Below are 19,707 nucleotides of genomic sequence, written 5' to 3' on the forward strand. Positions count from 1 at the left end.
TCGGTGTAGACGGTGAGACCGCCTGAGCCATCGGCAAACTAGCGATAGGCGAAGGTCCCGGCCCACACGCCCCCAACACCGGACTGGTGCACCACCCGCCCGTAATTGTCGTAGCGGTTCCAATACTGCTGGCCCAGCGAATCCGTCCACGACGTCATGCGCCCGGCATCGTCATGCCGGAAATAGGTCACCGCACCAACGGCATTGCGCACCGCCGCGAGGTGACCGTCGTGGTACCGGAACGTCCGCAGGTGTTGATCGGCCAGCACACCATCGACGCCGGCCGATAGCCGGTATCCGAGCACCCGAGCACCGTCGGTAGTCACCTCGACGCGGTATCCAGCGGAGTGTTCCACCGCCGTCGGCCAACCATTGTCGTCGTAGGAGAACAGGATTCGGTTGAGATGGCGATCCATGATCGCCGAGATCATGATGGCGCCACCACGGATGTCCGCGCCCCCGAGCTGTGGTTTCGGTTCGAAGTAGTGGCTCAGTTCGGCGTCGAGCCGCCGAAGGCGGTAGCCCCCGGTGCCGGTCAGGGACAACTCCCAATCGCGCCCCCGCACCGGCCGCACCGGTGAATCCGGTGTCGGGTGCGGGAATCTCAGCATTGTCCCGTCGGCGTCGACGGAGGTCACCCCGTCCTCGTCGAGGATGATCCGCGCGTCAAAGGTACCGACAGCAGTGGGGCCGAACCACATTCCCCAGCGATACTGCGAACGATGCTGATGGGTGAGTCGCAACGGCAGCACACCGGGCAACTCGACGTCGGTCATCGGCAGGAAGTACTCGCCGGTGGCGACGTTGACCGGCTCACCGTCCTGGGTCGGTGTTCAGTTCCATCGCACGACCTCCCCGTCGTCATCGATGTAGCAGTGCGGCGTGAAGGCTCGCACGGGTGGAAACGTCATCGCACGATCAGTCTCCGCATCGACGAGCAGACCCGTCGGTTCGGGTGCGACGTCGAGCACGGTGTCGATCAGGAGGGCGCCGACGGTGTCGACGAAGGTGAGCGCGTCGACGTCGCGCCCGGCAAGCTCGGCGTAGTCGCGCAAGCGTTCGGGCGTCGTGAACGCCAGCATCCAGGGCAGTCCGTCGACGACGTAGGTGAAGTACCGACCGTGCTCGTCCAGCGGAACGCAGAGGTCGACGCCGCGCAGCGCATCGAGCAGGCTGCCTGGCCGACCGTAGCCGGCGAAAAAGGCGCTGACTTCCTCGGTGTACGTCACCATCTGTCCCCCAGCCAGTTCAGCGACAGACTTTGCCGTCTGCGAACGATCCGTCGGCGCGTGGCACGATGAACTCATGGCGCCGCCCGAAACCTCCGATTCGAGCTCCACCACTTCCCGCACACGCTTGCGTTGGCTGATCCCGGCGTTGCTGCTGCTCGCCTGGATCGTGATCGGCGGGCTCACCGGGCCGTTCGCCGGCAAGCTCGCGAGCGTCTCGACCAACGAGGCGAGCGCATTCCTCCCCTCGTCGGCGGAATCCACCCAGGTCAACGACAAGCTCGGCGGATTCTCCGACACCGACACCGTGCCCGCCATCGTTGTCGCCGAACGGACCTCGGGGATCACCCCGGCAGATCTCGACTTCCTGTCCACCAGCACTCGTCCACTGCAGGGCACGGAGGGCTTCGGACCCGCGTTCTCCCCGCCCATCCCGTCGAAGGACGGGCAGGCCGCCGAGATGTTCATCCCCATCGACGCCGAAGGCCAACCCGAACCCGCCGACACCGTCGAGAAACTCAGGGACGCACTGGCCTCCCCACCGGACGGCCTGACGGTGAAGGTCACCGGCCCGGCCGGACAAATCGCCGACCTCGGTGAAGCTTTCGCCGGTATCGACGGCCTCCTCCTGCTCGTCGCGGGGTCCGTGGTCATCCTGATCCTCATCGTCGTCTACCGCAGTCCGATCCTGCCGTTCGTGGTGATCATCTCCGCGGTCTTCGCGCTCGGCCTGGCATCCGGCGCGGTCTACCTCTTGGCCAAGAACGACATCCTGGAACTCAACGGGCAGAGCCAGGGCATCCTGTTCATCCTGGTGTTCGGCGCTGCGACCGACTACGCGCTGCTCCTGGTGTCCCGATTCCGGGAGGAATTGACGAAGGCACCCGACAAATACGGGGCGATCCGTAGTGCGTGGCGAGCGACGATCGAACCGGTCGCCGCGTCGGCGGGCACCGTCATCCTCGGTGTGCTGTGCCTGCTGTTCTCGGATCTGAACTCCAACCGCAGCCTTGGCCCGGTCGCCGCAATCGGCATCGTCGCGTCGTTCCTCGCGTCGATGACCTTCCTGCCGGCGGCGCTGGCCCTCCTCGGCGGGACCGCATTCTGGCCGCTGCGCCCGAAGCACGACGACGAAAACTCCACCGACCCCGGAACGACGCATCGCTTCTGGAGCGCAATCGCCCAACGGGTCGCCGCCCGCCCGCGGGTCATCTGGATCGTCACGCTGATCGTGCTGCTGATCGGCGCCGCATTCGCGCCGACGTTCAAGTCCGACGGCATCGCGCAGACCGATTACTTCGTGAACACCGTCGACTCGGTCGAGGGTGCCGACATCCAGGCCGCCCACTTCGACGCCGGCAGTGGCTCACCGACCTGGATCATCGCCAACGAGGCGCAGGGCACGGCGGTGCTCGACACCGTCCGCGGCGTCGACGGGGTGGCCTCGGCCGAACTCGTCGAGGACGCCGGTGCGCCCAAGGTCGTCGACGGCGAGGTCGCGGTGCAGGCCACGCTGACCGACAACGCCGACTCGCTCGCCGCCCAGGACACTGTCGGGCGCATCCGCGACGAGGTCCACGCCATCGAGGGTGCGGACGCCCAGGTGGGCGGGACCACCGCCATCGATCTGGACACCCGGACCACGGCCATCCACGATCGCAACCTGATCATCCCGATCGTCCTGCTGGTCGTGCTGCTGGTGCTGATGCTCCTGCTGCGCAGCATCGTCGCGCCGGTCATCCTGCTGGCGACGACAGTGCTGTCCTTCGCCACCACCCTCGGCGTTGCGGCACTATTGTTCAACGGCCCGTTCGGTTTCCCCGGCGCCGATCCGGTGGTGCCGCTGTTCGCGTTCGTGTTCCTCGTGGCGCTCGGCATCGACTACAACATCTTCTTGATGACGCGGGTGCGTGAGGAGGCGAAGGTACTCGGCACCCGGGAAGGCATGATCCGTGGTCTGACCGCGACCGGTGGCGTGATCACGTCGGCCGGAGTCGTACTCGCCGCGACGTTCGCCGCGCTCGCGGTGATCCCGCTGCTGTTCCTTGTGCAGGTGGCGTTCCTGGTCGCCTTCGGTGTCCTCGTCGACACTTTGATCGTGCGGACACTGCTGGTACCGGCACTGACGCTGGACATCGGCAAGCGCATCTGGTGGCCGAGTTCGTTGTCGCGGACCGACGCCGACGACGCCGACGCGGACACCCGAGATGCCGTCGGGGAGGCGCACAAATCGTGATCGTTAGAGATACGAAAATCAATCCGAACGGTCGTTACGCGCGATAGCGTCAGGGTGTCGCACCCCTCTTGACCGTTAGCTGGTGATCCACGATGACCCTGGCCGAGCACAAGGCACCCGGACGGGAGGACTTTGCCTCGTTGCGCTCCGGTGGACTGCACTGGGATTCGTTTCCGCTGCGATTGTTCATCAAGGGCAATGCGCGGTTCTGGGATCCCGCCGCCATCGATTTCAGCCGCGACGCCCTGGACTGGTCCGACCTCACCGATGAACAACGCCGCAGCAGCACCTACCTGGTCAGCCAGTTCGTCGCCGGCGAGGAGGCGGTCACCGAGGACATCCAGCCGTTCATGAGGGCGATGGCCGCCGAGGGCCGGTTCGGCGATGAGATGTACCTGACGCAGTTCTGCTTCGAGGAGGCCAAACACACCCAGGTGTTCCGGATGTGGATGGACGCGGTCGGGTTGACCGGCGACCTGCAACCGTTCGTCGCCGAGAACCCCTACTACCGTCAGTTGTTCTACGAGGAGTTGCCGGATTCGCTGCGCCGACTCTCCGACGACCCGTCGCCACTCAATCAGATCCGGGCCAGCGTCACCTACAACCACGTCGTCGAGGGCAGCCTCGCGTTGACCGGCTATCACGCCTGGCAGACAGTGTGTTCGCGGCACGGGATCTTCCCCGGTATGCAGACCCTGATCAAGTTCATCGCCACCGACGAACGCAGGCATATGGCGTGGGGTACGTTCACCTGCCGCCGCCACGTCGCCGCCGACGACTCGCTGTGGGACGCGGTCACCGAGCGCATGAATGAACTCATGCCGCTCGCGCTCGGCATGATCAACTGGGTCAACGAGCAGTTCGAGGAACAGCCCTTCGGCCTCGACAACAACGAGTTCATCACCTACGCCGCCGACCGCGCACAACGCCGACTCGCAGCCATCGAATCCGCGCGCGGCCGGCCCGTCGCCGAAATCGACTTCGACTACTCCCCCGAAGTCCTTGAAGAACAGTTCGGCGAAGAAGACGCAGGCGGCCACTCTCCCGCGTGAGTCCGGCGGGTCTCGAAGCCCCCGTGACACCTAACTAGAACACGTTCTAATCTGTATCTGTGGATGTCACCTACGACGCGACCAGACGCGAACTGACCACCGACCAGGGCACCCTGCGCTACCACGAGGCCGGCGACGCCGACGCTCCGCCGCTGATCCTGCTGCACGGTTCGGGTCCGGGGGTGACCGGTTGGCGCAACTATCGAGGGAACCTGGGCTTCTTCGCCCAGACCCACCACTGCTACGTGCTCGAGTTCCCCGGCTTCGGCGTCAGCGACGCCGTCGAGGGCCATCCGGTGCTGACCGCCGGGTCGTCGGTGATCCGCTTCATGGACGCCCTCGGGATCGAGAAGGCGCCGATGATCGGTAACTCGATGGGCGGGGTCGTCGGCATCAACCTCGCCATCAAGAAGGCGGACCGCGTCGAGAAGCTGGTCACCATCGGCGGCGTGGGCCCGAATGTGTTCAGCCCCAGCCCATCCGAGGGACTGCGTCTGTTGCAGGAGTTCACCGACGCACCCGATCGCGACAAGCTCGTCCGCTGGCTCAATTCGATGGTCTACGACCGGAATCTGGTCACCGACGAACTCATCGAGGAGCGGTGGGAGGCCGCGATCAATCCAGACGCCCAGAAGACGGCCGCGATGATGTACGGCTCGGCCGCCTTCGAGATGCAGCAACAGTTCCTGGCCGCCTCCGACAATCCGCCGTACTGGGCGATGATGCACAAGGTCGCCTGCCCCACCCTGCTCACCTGGGGCCGCGACGACCGGGTCAGCCCACCGGACATGGCGATGGTGCCGATGCGACTGATCCCGGACGCCGAACTGCACGTGTTCCCCAAGTGCGGGCACTGGGTGATGATCGAGGCCAAGGAAGCGTTCGAGGCGACGGTAGCGGCGTTCCTCGCCCGCTGATCCGCGTCCCTAACCGCTGGTCGAGTAGCCGCGAGCCCTTCCCCATCGCTGGTCGAGTAGCCGCGAGCCCTTCCCCATCGCTGGTCGAGTAGCCGCGAGCCCCATAGGGCGAGCGGCGTATCGAGACCACCCTCGCAAGGCAGCCTCGATACGCTCCGCACTACTCGCCCACCGGCTGAGCCGGCACCTCCGCACCACCAACCGCGAGCACCACCCGCGCGCCATACGGCGCCGCCTGCACCAATCGGAGCTGCGCCAGCGCGGGGTGCGCATCCAACAGGCGACCGGCGTTGGCCAACGCCCGCAACGACGCGGTCTCCGCGCGCGCCGCCTCCAGCTGCGCCTGGCCACGAGCCTTGGCGGTGATCACCTCGAGCGACGCCGCCCGGACCTCGTTCGGCACCACGATGTCCTTGACGACGACGTCGTACACCTCCATACCGACAGCGCTCGCCGCCTGCGCGGCAGCGGATCGGATGGTATCGGTGTCCACGGCATCGCCGCGTCGGATCAGCTCGTCGGAGCCGATCCGCGCGCACACCTCACGCAGTGCGATCTGCGCTGTGAGGTACACCGCCGCAACAGGATCCACCGCACGTTCGGTGAACGTCACGGCGTCGACGACGATCGCCCGCAGGGTCATCGACACGCGGATCGCCATCGCGTCGGCGGTGAGTACTTCCTGCAACGACACCGGCACCAGTCGCTCACGCATCTCCACGCTGACGTACCGTGCATCGGAGCGCGCAATGTGCTTGCCGGAACGGAGTTCTCGCGCCAGTTTTCCGTTGCGGTACTCCAAGACAACCTGACCTGGTTCCACCGTGAACCGGTTGAACAATGACATGACGAACTCCTTCCCTCTGCGGCACAAGCTATTTGACTGGACTTTCTGCGACAAGACAATGAGAGACGACGCCCGCGGGCGGGCGTATCGGCGGGGTCATCCGTCGTCGTGCTCATGACGGTGACCGCTGGACCGAGACCACCCGGACCCCCGGGGGCGCCGTCGTAAGAGGAGTCGAACCCCGGAACCTGAATTCCTTGCCTTGGCAGCAGCAGCGAAAGTCGAACGCGCAGAAACGATCACGGTACCCCGATCTCGTCTGCTCTCCGCCGCCGAACGGAAACCTTGCCACCACCCACCGATCGCCGCAACCTATTATTCGCGTCGTCGCATTCGCTCCCCCAATCCGAATCCGCTCCTTCGATCGAAGGAGCGGATTCACAATGAGGGAGCGAACGCAGTTTCAGGCGGCGAGCATCAGTCCGAATCGGACGAGCCACGGCCGCAACAGGTCAGCCAGACCTCGTCGCTCCAGCACCGCCCACGTCCAGCGCAACACCATAAGCCCGAGGGCTCGGAGTTCATCCTCGCGAAGCTTCTCCCGAATCACCGCATCCTCGATGCTCTCTCCCGGTTTTCGGAGCCGACCGTACTTACTCTTTCCGTCGAACTCGCCGACGAGTCGGTCAGCCCATCCGGCATCGGCACGGTATTTCTTGGTACCGCACTGGTATTCGCACTGCAGACGTGGGATCGGCAGTCCATCTTCGATCATCTGAGCCCGGCTCCACGACTCGCCCACACTCTCCGAGAGCGGGTCGGCCAATTCGAGTGCGTGGCGCGCGGAGTGGACGCCACGCCGATGCGACGTCAGCATCGTGGCCATCACCGTCGGGTCGGTATCGTCGGATTGATCCGCCGGCTGGCCGGCCGTTGGTGACATGCACTCGAGCGCGATTCGGTTTCAGCAACGGCAGGCCGTGCATCGCTGCGGCCGACGCATGGCTCAGCGTCGGTCCGCGCTCGCCGACGAGTCCCGACGTGGCAACGGCGATCGATCGCAGGCGATACAGCGCGTCGGCGCCCTCCGGGCCGGCGAATGCATCGCTGTTCTCAACGAAGACACCAGGGACCAGCCGTCGCAGATCGCGTGCGCGTACCGCTCCACGCAGCTGATCGTCGGTGACGTGTCGGGCGAGTGCCGCTTCTCGACGAATCAGTCCGAATTGGTCAGTGGGATATCCGGTCATGCGAATTGGACGCGGCGAACCAGGAGTCGGTTCCGCTGCCACCTTCTCGCTCCCCCAATCCGAATCCGCTCCCTCGATCCAAGGCGCGGATCCACAATGAGGGAGCGAAAAGCCCCGACCGGAACGAATCCGGCCGGGGCCTCCTGTGAGAGAGCTACAGCTCAGGCGATCAGAACTTTTCGCCCTTCGCAGCCTTGTCGACGAGGCTCTGCGGCGGCTCGAAGTGCTTGCCGTACTTCGACGCCAGGTCGCGTGCGCGGTCGACGAAGCCCTGCAGTCCACCCTCGTACTGGTTGATGTACTGGATGACACCGCCGGTCCAGGCCGGGAAGCCGATACCGAAGATCGAACCGATGTTGGCGTCCTCGACGGAGGTGAGCACACCCTCGTCGAAGCACTTCACGGTCTCGAGGGCCTCGGCGAAGAGCATGCGCTCCTGCATGTCCTCGAACGGGATCTCGGTGGTGCCGGACTTGAAGTGCTCACGCAGCCCTGGCCAGAGTCCGGCGCGCTTGCCGTTCTCGTCGTAGTCGTAGAAGCCCTTGCCGTCCTTCTTGGCGGTGCGGCCGTTCTCCACCATCCAGTCGACGACCGCCGACGACGGATGCTCCGGGAACGACTGCCCGGCCGCCTTGGCCGCCGCTTCGGACTCCTTGCGGATCTTCTGCGGCAGGGTCAGGGTCAGCTCGTCCATCAGCTGCAGCGGCGCGGCCGGGTAACCGGCCTGGGTGCCCGCATGCTCGATGAACGCCGGCTCCACACCCTCGCCGACGGCCGCGATGGCCTCGTTGACGAAGGTGCCGATGACGCGGCTGGTGAAGAACCCACGGCTGTCGTTGACGACGATCGGGGTCTTGCGGATCTGCAGCGTGTAGTCGATGACCTTGGCCAGCACCGCATCCGAGGTCTTCTGGCCGCGGATGATCTCCACCAGCGGCATCTTGTCGACCGGCGAGAAGAAGTGGATGCCGATGAAGTCTTCCTGGCGCTGCACACCTTCGGCGAGGATGGTGATCGGCAGCGTCGAGGTATTGGAGCCGAGCACGGCGTCGGGTTCGACGATGTCCTCGATCTCCTGGAATACCTTGTGCTTCACCTCAACCGACTCGAACGCGGCCTCGATGACGAGGTCGACACCCTTGAAGTCGGCGGCGTCGACGGTCGGGGTGATCCGGGCGAGCAACGCGTCGGACTTTTCCTTGGAGGTCTTGCCCTTGGCGAGCGCCTTCTCCTCGAGCTTCTCCGAGTAAGCCTTGCCACGCTTGGCCGCATCGAGATCGATGTCCTTCAGTACGACCTCGATACCGGCCTTGGCCGACACATACGCGATCGCTGCGCCCATCATGCCGGCACCGATGACGCCGACCTTCTTGGCGGTGTACTTCGGGATGCCCTCCGGACGCGATCCACCGTTATTGATGTGCTGCAGGTCGAAGAAGAACGCCTTGATCATGTTCTGCGCGACCTGGCCGGTGACCAGCGAGACGAAGTAGCGGGTCTCGATGATGTCGGCGGTGTCGACGTCGACGTAGGCACCCTCGACGGCGGCGGCCAGGATGGCACGCGGGGCCGGCATGTTGGCGCCCTTGATCTGCTTGCGCAGCAACGCCGGAAGGGCCGGGAGGTTGGCGGCGAAGGCCGGGTTGGTGGGAGCACCACCCGGGATCTTGTAGCCCTTCTTGTCCCACGGCTGTGCGGCGTCGGGATTCGCGGCGATCCAGGCCTTGGCGGCGGGCACCAGCTCCTCGATCGATCCGACGACCTCGTCGACCAGTCCGGTGTCCTTGGCCTTGGACGGGTTGAAGCGGGTGCCCTGCAGCAGGACACCCATCAGTGCGTTCTGGATGCCGAGCAGGCGCACGGTGCGGACCACGCCGCCGCCACCGGGCAGCAGGCCGAGGGTTGCCTCGGGCAGACCGATCTGCACGCCCTTGACGTCGGCGGCCACGCGGTAGTGCGTGTGCAGCGCGATCTCCAGGCCACCGCCGAGGGCGGCGCCGTTGATGGCGGCGACGACGGGCTTGCCCAGGGTCTCGAGACGACGCAGCACTCGCTTCATCTCGTTGGCGCTGTGGGTGATCTCGGTCGCGACCTCTTGCTTGGACTTGCCACCGTTGCCGCTGGTCATGTCCTTGAGATCGCCGCCGGCGAAGAAGGTCTTCTTCGCCGAGGTGAGCACGACACCGGTGATGTCGTCCTTCTCCGCCTCCAGGCGGTCGACCGTCGCAGCCATCGACGACCGGTAGAGGTCGTTCATCGTGTTGGCGCCCTGGTTGGGGTCGTCCATGGTCAGGACGACGACGCCGTCGGCGTCCTTCTCCCAGGTAATCATGTTGTCACTCATGGTATTTGTGAGATTCCTTCGGTTAAGTCCGGATCAGAGACGCTCGATGATGGTCGCGACGCCCATGCCGCCGCCGATGCACAGGGTGACCAGGCCGTAGCGGCCGCCGGTGCGCTCGAGCTCGTCGAGGCAGGTGCCGAAGATCATCGCGCCGGTCGCGCCGAGCGGGTGACCCATCGCGATGGCGCCGCCATTCACGTTGACCTTCTCGTGCGGGATCTTCAGATCCTTCATCCACTTCATGACCACCGACGCGAAGGCCTCGTTGAGCTCGAAGACGTCGATGTCATCGACGGTGAGTCCGGCCTTCTTCAGTGCCAGCTCGGTGGCCGGGGTGGGGCCGGTGAGCATGATGGTCGGCTCGGAACCGATCTCGGCGAAGGTGACGATGCGGCCGCGCGGGGTCAGACCGTTACGCTTGCCTGCCTCCTCGCTGCCGAGCAGGACCAGGCCGGAGCCGTCGACGATGCCGGAGCTGTTGCCGCCGGTGTGGACGTGGTTGATCTTCTCCACCGAGTGGTACTTCTGCAGTGCCACGTCGTCGAAGCCGGCCATGTCGGCGAGCGCCTGGAAGGCAGGCTTGAGCTTGCCGAGCGACTCGACGGTCGAACCCGGACGACGATGCTCGTCGCGGTCGAGCACGATGACGCCGTTGATGTCCCGGACCGGGACCACAGACTTGGCGAAGTAGCCTGCGCTCCATGCCTTCTCGGCACGCTCCTGCGACTCGGCAGCGAACGCGTCGACGTCCTCACGACTGAAGCCCTCGATGGTGGCGATCAGGTCGGCACCGATGCCCTGCGGGACGATGTAGTTGTCGTACGCGGTGGCCGGGTCGGTGAACAGCGCACCACCGTCGCTGCCCATCGGGACGCGCGACATCGACTCGACGCCACCGGCGAGCACCAGATCATCGAAGCCGGAGGCGACCTTGGCCGCGGCGAGGTTGGTGGCCTCCAGACCCGAGGCGCAGAAACGATTGATCTGGGTACCGGGAACGCTCTCCGGCAGACCACTCACGAGTGCCGCGGTGCGGGCGATGACCGCTCCCTGCTCGCCGACCGGCGAGACGACGCCGAGCACGACGTCATTGACCTCGGCCGGATCGAGGCCGCCGTGACGGGCGAGAACCTCGTTGATCAGCCCGGAAACCAGGTCGACCGGCTTGATGCTGTGCAGCGAGCCGCCGCGCTGCTTGCCACGGGGCGTACGGATCGCCTCGTAGATGAATGCTTGATCAGCCACGTTGAGTGCTTCCTTTCGCATGAACCATCTGTGGTTACGCATCCAGGCTAACGCGGAATAACTTATTTGGCTATACCGGGTGATCAAACCGTCTTTTCAACTGCGAAATATGCGCTATGGTCGATTAACCATGCCAAGCTCGAAACCGACTCGCCGGGCGCGTCCCGCCGACCGCAAACGCCAGCTCGCCGACCACGCGGCCGCGCTGTTCGCCCAGCGTGGCTACCCGCAGGTGTCAGTGGCAGATGTGGCGCGCGCGGCCGGGGTGACCGCCCCGTCGGTGTACCGACACTTCGCCGACAAGCAGGCCCTGCTGATGGCGGCGGTGATGGCCGGCGTCGACGATCTCGAGACGTGCACCGACCGTGCACTCGCGAACGGGACCGCACCGTCGGCCGACCTGATTGCCGCGGTGTGCAAGCTCGGGGTGCAGCGACCGCAGTCGACGTCGCTGTGGCGACTCGCCAGTCAACACCTGACCGAGGAGCAGAACCGCGAGGTGGTTCTACGGGTCCGGGAGATCCTGCATCGGTGGGCGACCGCCCTGTCCGACGATGCCGACATCTCCGAGCGCGAGGCCGTGGAACTGGCCTGGGCGGTCCTCAGTGTCGCCGGCAGCCTCTCGGTGCACAACACACGCATCCCGACGTCCCGGGCGTTCGACGAAATCGACGCGCTGGTCCGTCGAGTCATTGCACTGCAACCAGATTCGGCGCCGCCGCTGCCACCCATCCCACCAGCGGGTGGGGGCATACCCACCCGTCGCGACGAAATCCTGGACGCCGCAGCGCAATTGTTCGCCGCTCGGGGATACTCCGGGGTCGGCGTCGACGAGATCGGCGCGGCCGTCGGCATCACCGGGCCGAGCGTGTACAAGCACTTCAGTTCCAAGCTGTCCATCCTCCTCGGCATCGGCCAGCGCAGCGGTGCGCGCCTGGAGGCCGGCGTGATGGCCGCATACGCGACCACCTCTGATCCGGCGAAACTTCTTGACCTGCTGGTTGATTCGTACGTAAGCGTGATCACCTCCACGCCGGACCTGTCGGTGGGCTTCAACAACGCCTACGCCCTGGCCGGACAGGCGACCGCGTCGGACCTGCTCGACGTGCAACGCCGCTACGTCGGACGATGGATGGACCTGCTCATGGCCGCCGATCCCGAAGCCACCCGCGCCCGGGCCGGTGTGGCGGTGCACGCCTCCCTGTCCATCGTCAACGATGCGATTCGCATGCGCCGCGGCATATCTCGGCCCGACTTCGCCGGCCGGATGGCGTATCTCATGAAGGGCGTGCTGGGCATCTGACGCCGTGGAGGTCGACCGATGCGGGTGTCGGCACATGTACCGCGCACCCCCGGCCGAGGGTCAGGGTCACTGGAGACCCGGCCGCACCCACCCGCAACGAGGACCCGTCACGCGCGATCCGGACGACGCGGTCGGGTGCTCGGTCGAAGCGATACCCGACACCCCAGAGCGCGCCCCGGGCGGCGACGGTGTCGTTCACCCACCGGCTCGGGTCGTCAGGCACCGGCGCGAACAGATTCCAGGCGATCGCGTCGCGGAGTTCTCGCCGGAAATTGGCGAAGTCGTGGATCCCGGCATGCGGCTGATAGGTGACATCGACGCGTGCCGCCCGCAGCGCACGGACATAGGAGTCCGACGCGGGACGGATCAGTGCCCCCTCGGTGGGGATGTCGGTGAGCAGATTGTTGTCGGTGGCGTACCCGTCGCTGGTCGGTACACCGTCTCCGCTGGCGACGAACACACGCGTGTCCGAGAGGTTGGCCGCGAGCCGGGTCGGGTTGTGGCCGGCCGCATAGAACCCGCCCACGGGTCCGTAGACCGCGTTCAGGTCCGGCGGTTGCTTCGCGTTGATCTCGGGCACCAACGCGGCAACGTTCGGCATACCCGGGAACAGGTTCATGTCGACGACCCCGGAGATGACGGCGATCGAACCGAAGAACTGCGGCAACCGGCCGCCGAGGTAGGCAGCGCCGAGACCGCCCATCGACATCCCGGCGATCGCGTGCCAGCGACGCTCCGGACGGATCGGATAGCGCCGCAGGATCTCCGGAATCACGACGTCGAGGTAGTAGCTTTCCCAGCGTGGGCCGCCGCGCCACCAGTCGGTGTAGAACCCGGTCGCACCTTCCGGCATGACGATGATCCCGGGGAATCCGGCGGCGGTAACCTGAATCCGGCCGAGCACGTCGTCCGACCATGTCCGGTAGTCGCTACTCGCACCGGCAAGCAGGATCAACAGCGGATACTTCTTCGACGGGTCGTAACCGGTGGGGAGCAACACCTTCGCTCGCGGCGGGCCCGGGTACGGCGCAGCATGTTTGGCATTGAGCACCGATCCGAGCCACAGGTCGGGAATCTGGCCGGGCGCGGGCGGAATGGTGATCTCGGTGAGTCGGCTCGCGTGTGCGGTGGGCGCGGGGCCCAGCATCATCGCCAGCGATACCACCATGCCGACGCACAGCAACCAGATACGCATTCGCCGCACCTTCCCACCGACACGCGCAACGACACTGTGACGTAGGTTACTCTGCCCGTCTGCGCAGGTCGGGCAAACGCAATATCCCCCTATGCCACGACACTTCGGTGACAATGGCTCCGTGGCCGAATCAGATGTCGACGAACCGAGATACTCCCGCGACGAACTCATCGCCGAGCTGGGTGTCTCTGAGGAGTACGCGGAAAAGATCTGGAATGCTTTCGGTTTCGCTCGCATGACCGGCTCGGACAAGGTGTTCTCGCAGACCGAACTCGACGCGCTACGACTGTTCGCGGGGTCCGAGGGCACCATGCCGGAAGAGGCGCAGGTCGCGACCGCCCGCGCGATCGGCCAGACAATGGCGCGCCTCGCCGATTGGCAGGCCGACCAGATCCGCGAGTTCGACCAGCATCCCGACGTCCCCTGGTCGATCGAGCAGATGAGCAAAGCACTCGGACAGGTGCAGTCATTGATCTGGCGACGACACCTCGCGGCCGAACTCGACCAACATGTCGAGCGAGAAACCGATGAGCGCCTCGATCTGGTGGTGGGATTCGTCGACATCGTCGGCTACACAAGCCTGTCGCGGCGGATCGCGCTCGACGACTTGGAGCGACTATTGGAGTCCTTCGAGGAACGGGTGTTCGAGATTGTCCACGCACACGCCGGTTACGTGGTGAAAACCCTCGGCGATGCAGTGATGTTCACCTTCATCACCCCGGGCGACGCGGCGGCCACCGCCCTCGAGATCCAGACCCTCACCGACGACGAACAGATCCCCCCGCTCCGCGTCGGTCTTGCGCGGGGTCGCGTGCTACGCCGCCTCGGCGACGTCTTCGGCGAGCCGGTCAACATTGCCGCCCGCCTGACCGGATCTTCCTATCCCGGAACAGTTCTCGTCGACGACGACCTGGCAACCATCCTCGCCGACGACGACCGCTTCTACCTCAAATCGGTACCGACACTGAGCGTCCGCGGCTACAAACGACTCAAGGCCAAGGCCTTGGAGGTCAATCGGCACGCCGAGGGCTGATGCAGAGCTCAGTACACGCGCACCGCAGTCGCCTTGACCGCAAAGTAGACCGTGCTGCCCACCACCAGTCCGAGATCGGCCACCGCGGCGGCCGTGACCTCGGCGCTCATCGTGTTCCCGGCCACCTCGGCCCGTAGCAGCAATCGATCACCGTGCGGGACGATCTGGGTGATCCGACAGCCCAACACGTTGCGGAAACTGGCATCGGTGGGTGGCGCGGTGAACACCGCGACCGCGTCGGGCGCGAACACCGCCGTCGCATGCCCGCCGACGGCCACCGGTTCGGCGATCACCCCGGCGATCCGCACGCCATCACCGTCAACGACAGACCCATCCCACACGCCGGCAACGAGATTGAGGCCGGCGAGCCGCGCCACGAATGCGTTGGCGGGAGCACCCAGTACCTGCGCCACCGGCCCTCGATCCACCGCGCGACCATCCTCGATGACGAGCGCACGATCGGCGAGCGTGACCACGTCGACGACGTCGTGGGTAACCATGATCGTGGTGCGTGCGTGGTCGGCGAGCACGTCCCGCAGCAGCGCCCGCAGCCGTCCCGCCACATCGACGTCGAGGGCACGAAAAGGCTCGTCCAGCAGCAGTATTCGCGGCTCGGCCGCCAGCGCGCGGGCGATGGCCACCCGTTGCGCCTGACCACCGGACAACTCGGCGGGCTTGCGGTCGGCCAGCTCCGATACCTCGGTCACGGCCAGCCAGCGGTCGACCCGCTCTGCCACGTCGGATCGGGAAAGATGCTGCGCCGCAGGCGCGAATGCCACGTTGGCGCGGACCGACAGATGCGGAAAGAGTCGTGCTTCCTGCGACAGGAGCGCCACCCCGCGACGATGGACCGGAACACGAACATGCCTGTCGCACAGCACGTCGGAACCAACCAGTACGCGGGTGCCACCGCCGGCGTCGAGCAGCCCGGCGATCACCCGAAGCAGGGTGGTCTTACCCGCGCCGTTGGGTCCGAGCACCGCGGTGGTGGTTCCAGGGTCAAACGATTCGTCCATGGCCAGAAACGGGATTCGGCTGTCGGCCACCACATGCAGGCTCACAACGCCGCCTGCCGTTGACCGTTGCCGCGGCGGGCGTGCACCCCGACGACCACGATGAGGGACACCATAACCAGGACCAGTGAGAGTGGGATCGCTGCAGTCGGGTCGTCGATCTCGGCCATGTAGATGGCCAGCGGCGCCGTCTGTGTCACACCGGGAGCATTGCCCGCGAATGTGATCGTGGCACCGAACTCACCCATCGCCCGGGCGAAGGCGAGCACCACACCCGCAAGCAACGACGGCACGATGAGCGGAATGGTCACCCGCCACAGCGTCCGCGAAGGACTCGCGCCGAGCGTGGCGGCCACCTCCTCGTAGCGCGTACCCGCGACCCGCAGTGCACCTTCCACACTGATGACCAGAAACGGCAGTGCGACAAAGGTTTGCGCGAGCACCACGGCTGTCGAGGTGAAGGCGATGTCGATGCCGATTGCCCGCAGATGCGCACCGACCAGGCCGAGCCGCCCAAAGGTGTAGAGCAGTGCGATTCCGCCGACCACCGGCGGCAGCACCAACGGCAACAACACGAGGGAGCGCAGGATTCGGGTGAGAAGTCCGTGGTGGCGGGCAAATACCACCGCCATCGGCACCCCCAGCGCGATACATGCCACTGTGCTGATACCCGCGGTCTTGAGCGACAACAGCAATGCCTGCCTCGACGATTCCGAGGTCACCTGCTCGAGAAATGTGTCCCACGGGGTCTTGGCCAGCAGCGCGATCGGCGGCAAGACGATCAGTGCGATACCGAGCGCGGCCGGCAGATACAGCCAGGCCGGTACCCCGGCAGCACCGATTCGCCTGGCGATCAAGGCTTCCCGAAACCGGCGTTCGCAAGAACCTGCTGCCCGGCCGGACTCAGCACTTCGTCGACGAACTCCTTGGCCACCGCTTCGTTCGCCGCGCCCTGCACGGTCGCAATCGGATACTTGTTGACCACCGCGGCGAAGGCCGGGTCGGTGACCGTGTCGACCTTGTCACCGGCTCCCTTGGCGTCGGTCACATACACGACGCCCGCATCCGCCTGTCCCGCGGTCACTTTGGTGAGCACCGCGGTCACCGACTGCTCCTCCGATGCGGGATTGAGAGTGATCCCGGTGTTCTTCTCGACGGTTGCGGTGGCCGCGCCACACGGTTGCGGTTCCGCACACACCACGGTGGTGACGCCCGGCTTGTTCAGGTCGGCAAACGAATTGACGCCCTTGGGGTTTCCGGGAGCGGTGACGATGACCAGGGTGTTGGTGGCGAAGATCTTCGGGTCGACCGCCTGGTCGCCGAGCTTGGTCATGTTGTTCTCGTCGGCGCTGGCGAACACGTCGGCGGGTGCGCCCTGCTTGATCTGCGTCACCAGCGTCGACGACCCGTCGAACGACGGCTTCACCGTCACCCCCGGGTGACTCTTCTCGAACTCCTCGGCAATGGCCGTGAAGGTCTTCTTCAACGACGCCGCCGCGTACACGTTGAGCGTGGTGGCCGGCGCGGCCGACGACGACGTCGTCGCGGTGTCGTCCGACGACGAACACCCTGCGGCCGCCACCACCAGCGCGGAGACCCCGATCCCGATCAGCAGTTTCTTCACGATCTCTCTCGTTTCGTCTCGACGATCACGGTGGTGGCCTTCACCACCGCGGTGGCGACCGAACCTGGCTGCAGGCCGAGCTCGCGCGCCGATTGGGCACTCATCAGCGAGGTGACCTCGAATGGGCCGCACTGCATACTCACCTGGGCCATGACGCCGTCGATGATGACCTCGGTGACCAATCCGGGAAAGTTGTTGCGGGCCGAGCGCAGCACACCCGAGCCGTCGTCGGGTTGGTCGCCGGCACGATCGCGGGCCACGGTCGCCAACTGAGCGCCGTCGACGGTCATGACCCCGCTGTCACTGGTGGTGGCATCGAGCACCCCGGACGCCACCCAGCGACGGATCGTATCGTCGCTGACGCCGAGCAAAGCTGCCGCGTCTCGTATCCGGATCGCTTCCACAGATCCAGAATATCCGTGTCTTCGGCTCATTAGCCCTACTAGGTCCGCATTTGCGGAGAAATCTCCGATGATTGACATCAACCGCAGTTGAACTTCTACCGTGGAGCACGTAATTCGGACATTTCGCCCAGCCGGTGGACGATGAGTTTTCCCGGCGGACGCGGTCTGTCGGTACATCGGCCGAATCGCGCGGTCGGGAAAATCGTTCGCCAAGTGTCGTACCCCATCGATAGCGTGGAGAAACATGAGCTCAGATGTGGCAATCGAGGCCATCGACCTCGTCAAGAAGTTCGGTGATTTCACCGCCGTCGACGGTGTGAGTTTCACCGTGCCCGAGGGTTCGGTCCTCGGACTGCTCGGCCCCAACGGTGCCGGCAAGACGACCATCGTCCGGATGATGACGACCCTGTCGCCGCCGACCAGTGGCACCGCCCGGATCGCCGGATACGACGTCGGAAAGAACCCCGAGATGGTGCGCCGCAACATGGGCCTCACCGGCCAGGCGGCGACCGTCGACGAGATCCTCACCGGCCGCGAGAACCTCCGGATGATCGGCGGGCTCTACGGGATCGGCCGTAAGGAACTCGCGCAGCGCGGCGACCGTCTGCTTGAACAGTTCTCGCTGACCGAGGCCGGCAACAAACAGGTGAAGTCCTACTCGGGCGGTATGCGACGGCGCCTCGACCTCGCGGTCAGCCTGCTCGCCGCCCCACCGGTGCTGTTCCTCGACGAACCGACCACCGGACTCGACCCACGCAGCCGGTCGGAGTTGTGGGAGGTGCTGCGCAGCCTCGTCGCCGACGGCACCACGCTGTTGCTGACCACGCAGTATCTCGAGGAGGCCGATCAACTCGCCGACGACATCGTCGTCATCGACCGCGGCACGATCATCGCGCACGGCACGCCACTGCAGTTGAAGGAGCAGGCCGGCGCGGCGAGCCTGGTGCTGACCGTCTCCGACGCCGACGACATCCCCGAGGCCGAGGCGCTGCTGCGTAAGACCGGCACCGAGGTGTTCGTCGACCACGGTGCCCGGCGACTGACCTCGCAGGCCAACGGTCTGCACGACCTGAATCGCGTGGCCGCCTGGTTCGACGAGAGCGGCATCGCCATCGACGACCTCGGGTTGGCCCGACCCAGCCTCGACGACGTCTTCCTGTCCCTGACCGGCCACCGCGCCGAGGACACCACCATCATCGATGAGGAGAAGTCCGCATGACCACCACCGTCCGCAGCGACGACACGGTGTCGCATCGTCCCTCCATTCACCAGACCTCGGTCCTGCAGCAGTCCTGGATCATGGTGAAACGCAACATGATCCACACCAAGCGCATGCCCGAGATGCTCTCGGACGTGACGATCCAGCCGATCATGTTCGTGCTGCTGTTCGCCTACGTGTTCGGCGCGTCGATCACCAACACCGGCGACGTCTCGTACAAGGAGTTCCTGCTGCCCGGCATCATGGGGCAGACGATCGTGTTCACCGCGTTCATCGTGGCCACCGGCATCACCGCCGACCTGGAGAAGGGCATCATCGACCGCTTCCGGTCGCTGCCGATCTCGCGGTCATCGGTGCTGATCGGTCGTAGCATCGCGAGCTTGCTGCACTCCTCGATCGGCATCGTGGTGATGGCGATCACGGGTCTGGCGATCGGTTGGCGCATCCACAACGGGTTCGCCGAAGCGGTGCTGGCCTTCGCGCTGGTGCTGCTGTTCGGTTTCGGCATGATCTGGTTCGGCATCCTGATCGGCTCGTGGCTGCGCTCGGTGGAAGCGGTGAACGGGTTCATGTTCAGCACCCTGTTCCCGATCACCTTCCTGTCGAACGCGTTCGTGCCGACCGCCCCGATGCCCACCTGGCTGCGCACGATCGCCGAATGGAATCCGGTCTCTGCCCTCGTTCAGGCGATGCGTGTGCTCTGGGGCAACGGCCCGGCCGCCGGCCCCGGCTCGCCCTGGCCACTGGTGCATCCGGTGCTCGCGACCCTCATCTGGTCGGTCGTGCTCACCGCGGTGTTCGCGCCGTTCGCGTTGCGCGCCTACACCAAGCGCACCTCCGATTAGGAGTGTCTCCC

General features: G+C 65.7%; 17 protein-coding genes and 1 pseudogene. 7 read left to right on the forward strand and 11 right to left on the reverse strand.

The window, feature by feature from the left end:
* Positions 1-38: 38 nt before the first annotated feature.
* Both AAFP30_RS10715 and AAFP30_RS10720 read right to left on the reverse strand, forming a co-directional pair.
* Positions 39-806, reverse strand: a pseudogene (locus AAFP30_RS10715) (DUF6531 domain-containing protein); the annotation flags it as partial.
* Between the two features lie 27 nt (positions 807-833).
* Positions 834-1,232, reverse strand: coding sequence for an SseB family protein (locus AAFP30_RS10720; RefSeq protein WP_419229879.1), 399 nt, complete (start codon positions 1,230-1,232; stop codon positions 834-836).
* Positions 1,233-1,305: 73 nt separating this feature from the next.
* On the opposite strand from AAFP30_RS10720, the gene AAFP30_RS10725 reads away from it, so the two are divergent.
* The 3 genes from AAFP30_RS10725 to AAFP30_RS10735 all read left to right on the forward strand — a co-directional run bounded on the left by AAFP30_RS10725 (position 1,306) and on the right by AAFP30_RS10735 (position 5,434).
* The gene (locus AAFP30_RS10725) at positions 1,306-3,465 is read left to right on the forward strand and encodes an MMPL family transporter (protein WP_419229880.1); all 2,160 of its coding nucleotides are present in this window, start codon (positions 1,306-1,308) and stop codon (positions 3,463-3,465) included.
* A 92-nt stretch (positions 3,466-3,557) separates the two neighbouring features.
* Complete coding sequence (locus AAFP30_RS10730) at positions 3,558-4,517, forward strand: R2-like ligand-binding oxidase (protein WP_419229881.1); 960 nt, start codon at positions 3,558-3,560, stop codon at positions 4,515-4,517.
* Between the two features lie 59 nt (positions 4,518-4,576).
* Positions 4,577-5,434, forward strand: a complete 858-nt coding sequence (locus AAFP30_RS10735) for an alpha/beta fold hydrolase (protein WP_419229882.1) — start codon at positions 4,577-4,579, stop codon at positions 5,432-5,434.
* 160 nt (positions 5,435-5,594) lie between these two features.
* Here the strand turns inward: AAFP30_RS10735 and AAFP30_RS10740 are convergent, their stop codons facing one another.
* The 4 genes from AAFP30_RS10740 to AAFP30_RS10755 all read right to left on the reverse strand — a co-directional run bounded on the left by AAFP30_RS10740 (position 5,595) and on the right by AAFP30_RS10755 (position 11,060).
* Complete coding sequence (locus AAFP30_RS10740; protein ID WP_419229883.1) at positions 5,595-6,281, reverse strand: slipin family protein; 687 nt, start codon at positions 6,279-6,281, stop codon at positions 5,595-5,597.
* A 403-nt stretch (positions 6,282-6,684) separates the two neighbouring features.
* Positions 6,685-7,164 (reverse strand): hypothetical protein, encoded by a 480-nt coding sequence (locus tag AAFP30_RS10745; protein WP_419229884.1) that lies wholly within the window; start codon positions 7,162-7,164, stop codon positions 6,685-6,687.
* Positions 7,165-7,640: 476 nt separating this feature from the next.
* Complete coding sequence (locus AAFP30_RS10750; protein ID WP_419229885.1) at positions 7,641-9,815, reverse strand: 3-hydroxyacyl-CoA dehydrogenase NAD-binding domain-containing protein; 2,175 nt, start codon at positions 9,813-9,815, stop codon at positions 7,641-7,643.
* Between the two features lie 33 nt (positions 9,816-9,848).
* Entirely contained in the window at positions 9,849-11,060 is a 1,212-nt protein-coding gene (locus AAFP30_RS10755) for an acetyl-CoA C-acetyltransferase (protein WP_419229886.1), read from the reverse strand.
* A gap of 130 nt (positions 11,061-11,190) precedes the next feature.
* On the opposite strand from AAFP30_RS10755, the gene AAFP30_RS10760 reads away from it, so the two are divergent.
* Positions 11,191-12,363: a TetR/AcrR family transcriptional regulator gene (locus AAFP30_RS10760; protein ID WP_419229887.1), complete on the forward strand. Its 1,173-nt coding sequence runs from the start codon at positions 11,191-11,193 to the stop codon at positions 12,361-12,363.
* Here AAFP30_RS10760 and AAFP30_RS10765 read toward each other — a convergent pair.
* A complete protein-coding gene (locus AAFP30_RS10765) occupies positions 12,338-13,558 on the reverse strand; it encodes an alpha/beta hydrolase (protein WP_419229888.1) in 1,221 nt (406 codons plus the stop codon). The genes AAFP30_RS10760 and AAFP30_RS10765 overlap by 26 nt on opposite strands.
* A gap of 91 nt (positions 13,559-13,649) precedes the next feature.
* On the opposite strand from AAFP30_RS10765, the gene AAFP30_RS10770 reads away from it, so the two are divergent.
* A complete protein-coding gene (locus AAFP30_RS10770; protein ID WP_419229889.1) occupies positions 13,650-14,591 on the forward strand; it encodes an adenylate/guanylate cyclase domain-containing protein in 942 nt (313 codons plus the stop codon).
* Between the two features lie 8 nt (positions 14,592-14,599).
* Here AAFP30_RS10770 and AAFP30_RS10775 read toward each other — a convergent pair whose 3' ends face one another.
* The 4 genes from AAFP30_RS10775 to AAFP30_RS10790 are packed head-to-tail and all read right to left on the reverse strand — an operon-like array spanning position 14,600 to position 17,632.
* Positions 14,600-15,637, reverse strand: coding sequence for a sulfate/molybdate ABC transporter ATP-binding protein (locus AAFP30_RS10775; RefSeq protein ID WP_419229890.1), 1,038 nt, complete (start codon positions 15,635-15,637; stop codon positions 14,600-14,602).
* 11 nt (positions 15,638-15,648) lie between these two features.
* The gene (locus AAFP30_RS10780; protein ID WP_419229891.1) at positions 15,649-16,461 is read right to left on the reverse strand and encodes an ABC transporter permease; all 813 of its coding nucleotides are present in this window, start codon (positions 16,459-16,461) and stop codon (positions 15,649-15,651) included.
* Entirely contained in the window at positions 16,458-17,228 is a 771-nt protein-coding gene (gene modA, locus AAFP30_RS10785) for a molybdate ABC transporter substrate-binding protein (protein ID WP_419229892.1), read from the reverse strand. The genes AAFP30_RS10780 and modA overlap by 4 nt, the downstream gene beginning before the upstream one ends.
* Positions 17,225-17,632 (reverse strand): TOBE domain-containing protein, encoded by a 408-nt coding sequence (locus AAFP30_RS10790; RefSeq protein WP_419229893.1) that lies wholly within the window; start codon positions 17,630-17,632, stop codon positions 17,225-17,227. The genes modA and AAFP30_RS10790 overlap by 4 nt, the downstream gene beginning before the upstream one ends.
* Before the next feature lie 244 nt (positions 17,633-17,876).
* On the opposite strand from AAFP30_RS10790, the gene AAFP30_RS10795 reads away from it, so the two are divergent.
* Positions 17,877-18,851 (forward strand): ATP-binding cassette domain-containing protein, encoded by a 975-nt coding sequence (locus AAFP30_RS10795; RefSeq protein ID WP_419229894.1) that lies wholly within the window; start codon positions 17,877-17,879, stop codon positions 18,849-18,851.
* Positions 18,848-19,696 (forward strand): ABC transporter permease, encoded by an 849-nt coding sequence (locus AAFP30_RS10800; protein ID WP_419229895.1) that lies wholly within the window; start codon positions 18,848-18,850, stop codon positions 19,694-19,696. Before AAFP30_RS10795 ends, AAFP30_RS10800 begins: the two co-directional genes overlap by 4 nt.
* Positions 19,697-19,707 lie beyond the last annotated feature (11 nt).

Source organism: Gordonia sp. CPCC 205515, assembly GCF_048537925.1.
GTDB lineage: Bacteria > Actinomycetota > Actinomycetes > Mycobacteriales > Mycobacteriaceae > Gordonia.

Coding starts and splice junctions, on each gene's coding strand:
- AAFP30_RS10720 (WP_419229879.1), bottom strand. CDS start 1,232: ATGGTGACGTACACCGAGGAAGTCAGCGCCTTTTTCGCCGGCTACGGT.
- AAFP30_RS10725 (WP_419229880.1), top strand. CDS start 1,306: ATGGCGCCGCCCGAAACCTCCGATTCGAGCTCCACCACTTCCCGCACA.
- AAFP30_RS10730 (WP_419229881.1), top strand. CDS start 3,558: ATGACCCTGGCCGAGCACAAGGCACCCGGACGGGAGGACTTTGCCTCG.
- AAFP30_RS10740 (WP_419229883.1), bottom strand. CDS start 6,281: ATGTCATTGTTCAACCGGTTCACGGTGGAACCAGGTCAGGTTGTCTTG.
- AAFP30_RS10745 (WP_419229884.1), bottom strand. CDS start 7,164: ATGTCACCAACGGCCGGCCAGCCGGCGGATCAATCCGACGATACCGAC.
- AAFP30_RS10750 (WP_419229885.1), bottom strand. CDS start 9,815: ATGAGTGACAACATGATTACCTGGGAGAAGGACGCCGACGGCGTCGTC.
- AAFP30_RS10760 (WP_419229887.1), top strand. CDS start 11,191: ATGCCAAGCTCGAAACCGACTCGCCGGGCGCGTCCCGCCGACCGCAAA.
- AAFP30_RS10765 (WP_419229888.1), bottom strand. CDS start 13,558: ATGCGTATCTGGTTGCTGTGCGTCGGCATGGTGGTATCGCTGGCGATG.
- AAFP30_RS10770 (WP_419229889.1), top strand. CDS start 13,650: ATGCCACGACACTTCGGTGACAATGGCTCCGTGGCCGAATCAGATGTC.
- AAFP30_RS10795 (WP_419229894.1), top strand. CDS start 17,877: ATGAGCTCAGATGTGGCAATCGAGGCCATCGACCTCGTCAAGAAGTTC.
- AAFP30_RS10800 (WP_419229895.1), top strand. CDS start 18,848: ATGACCACCACCGTCCGCAGCGACGACACGGTGTCGCATCGTCCCTCC.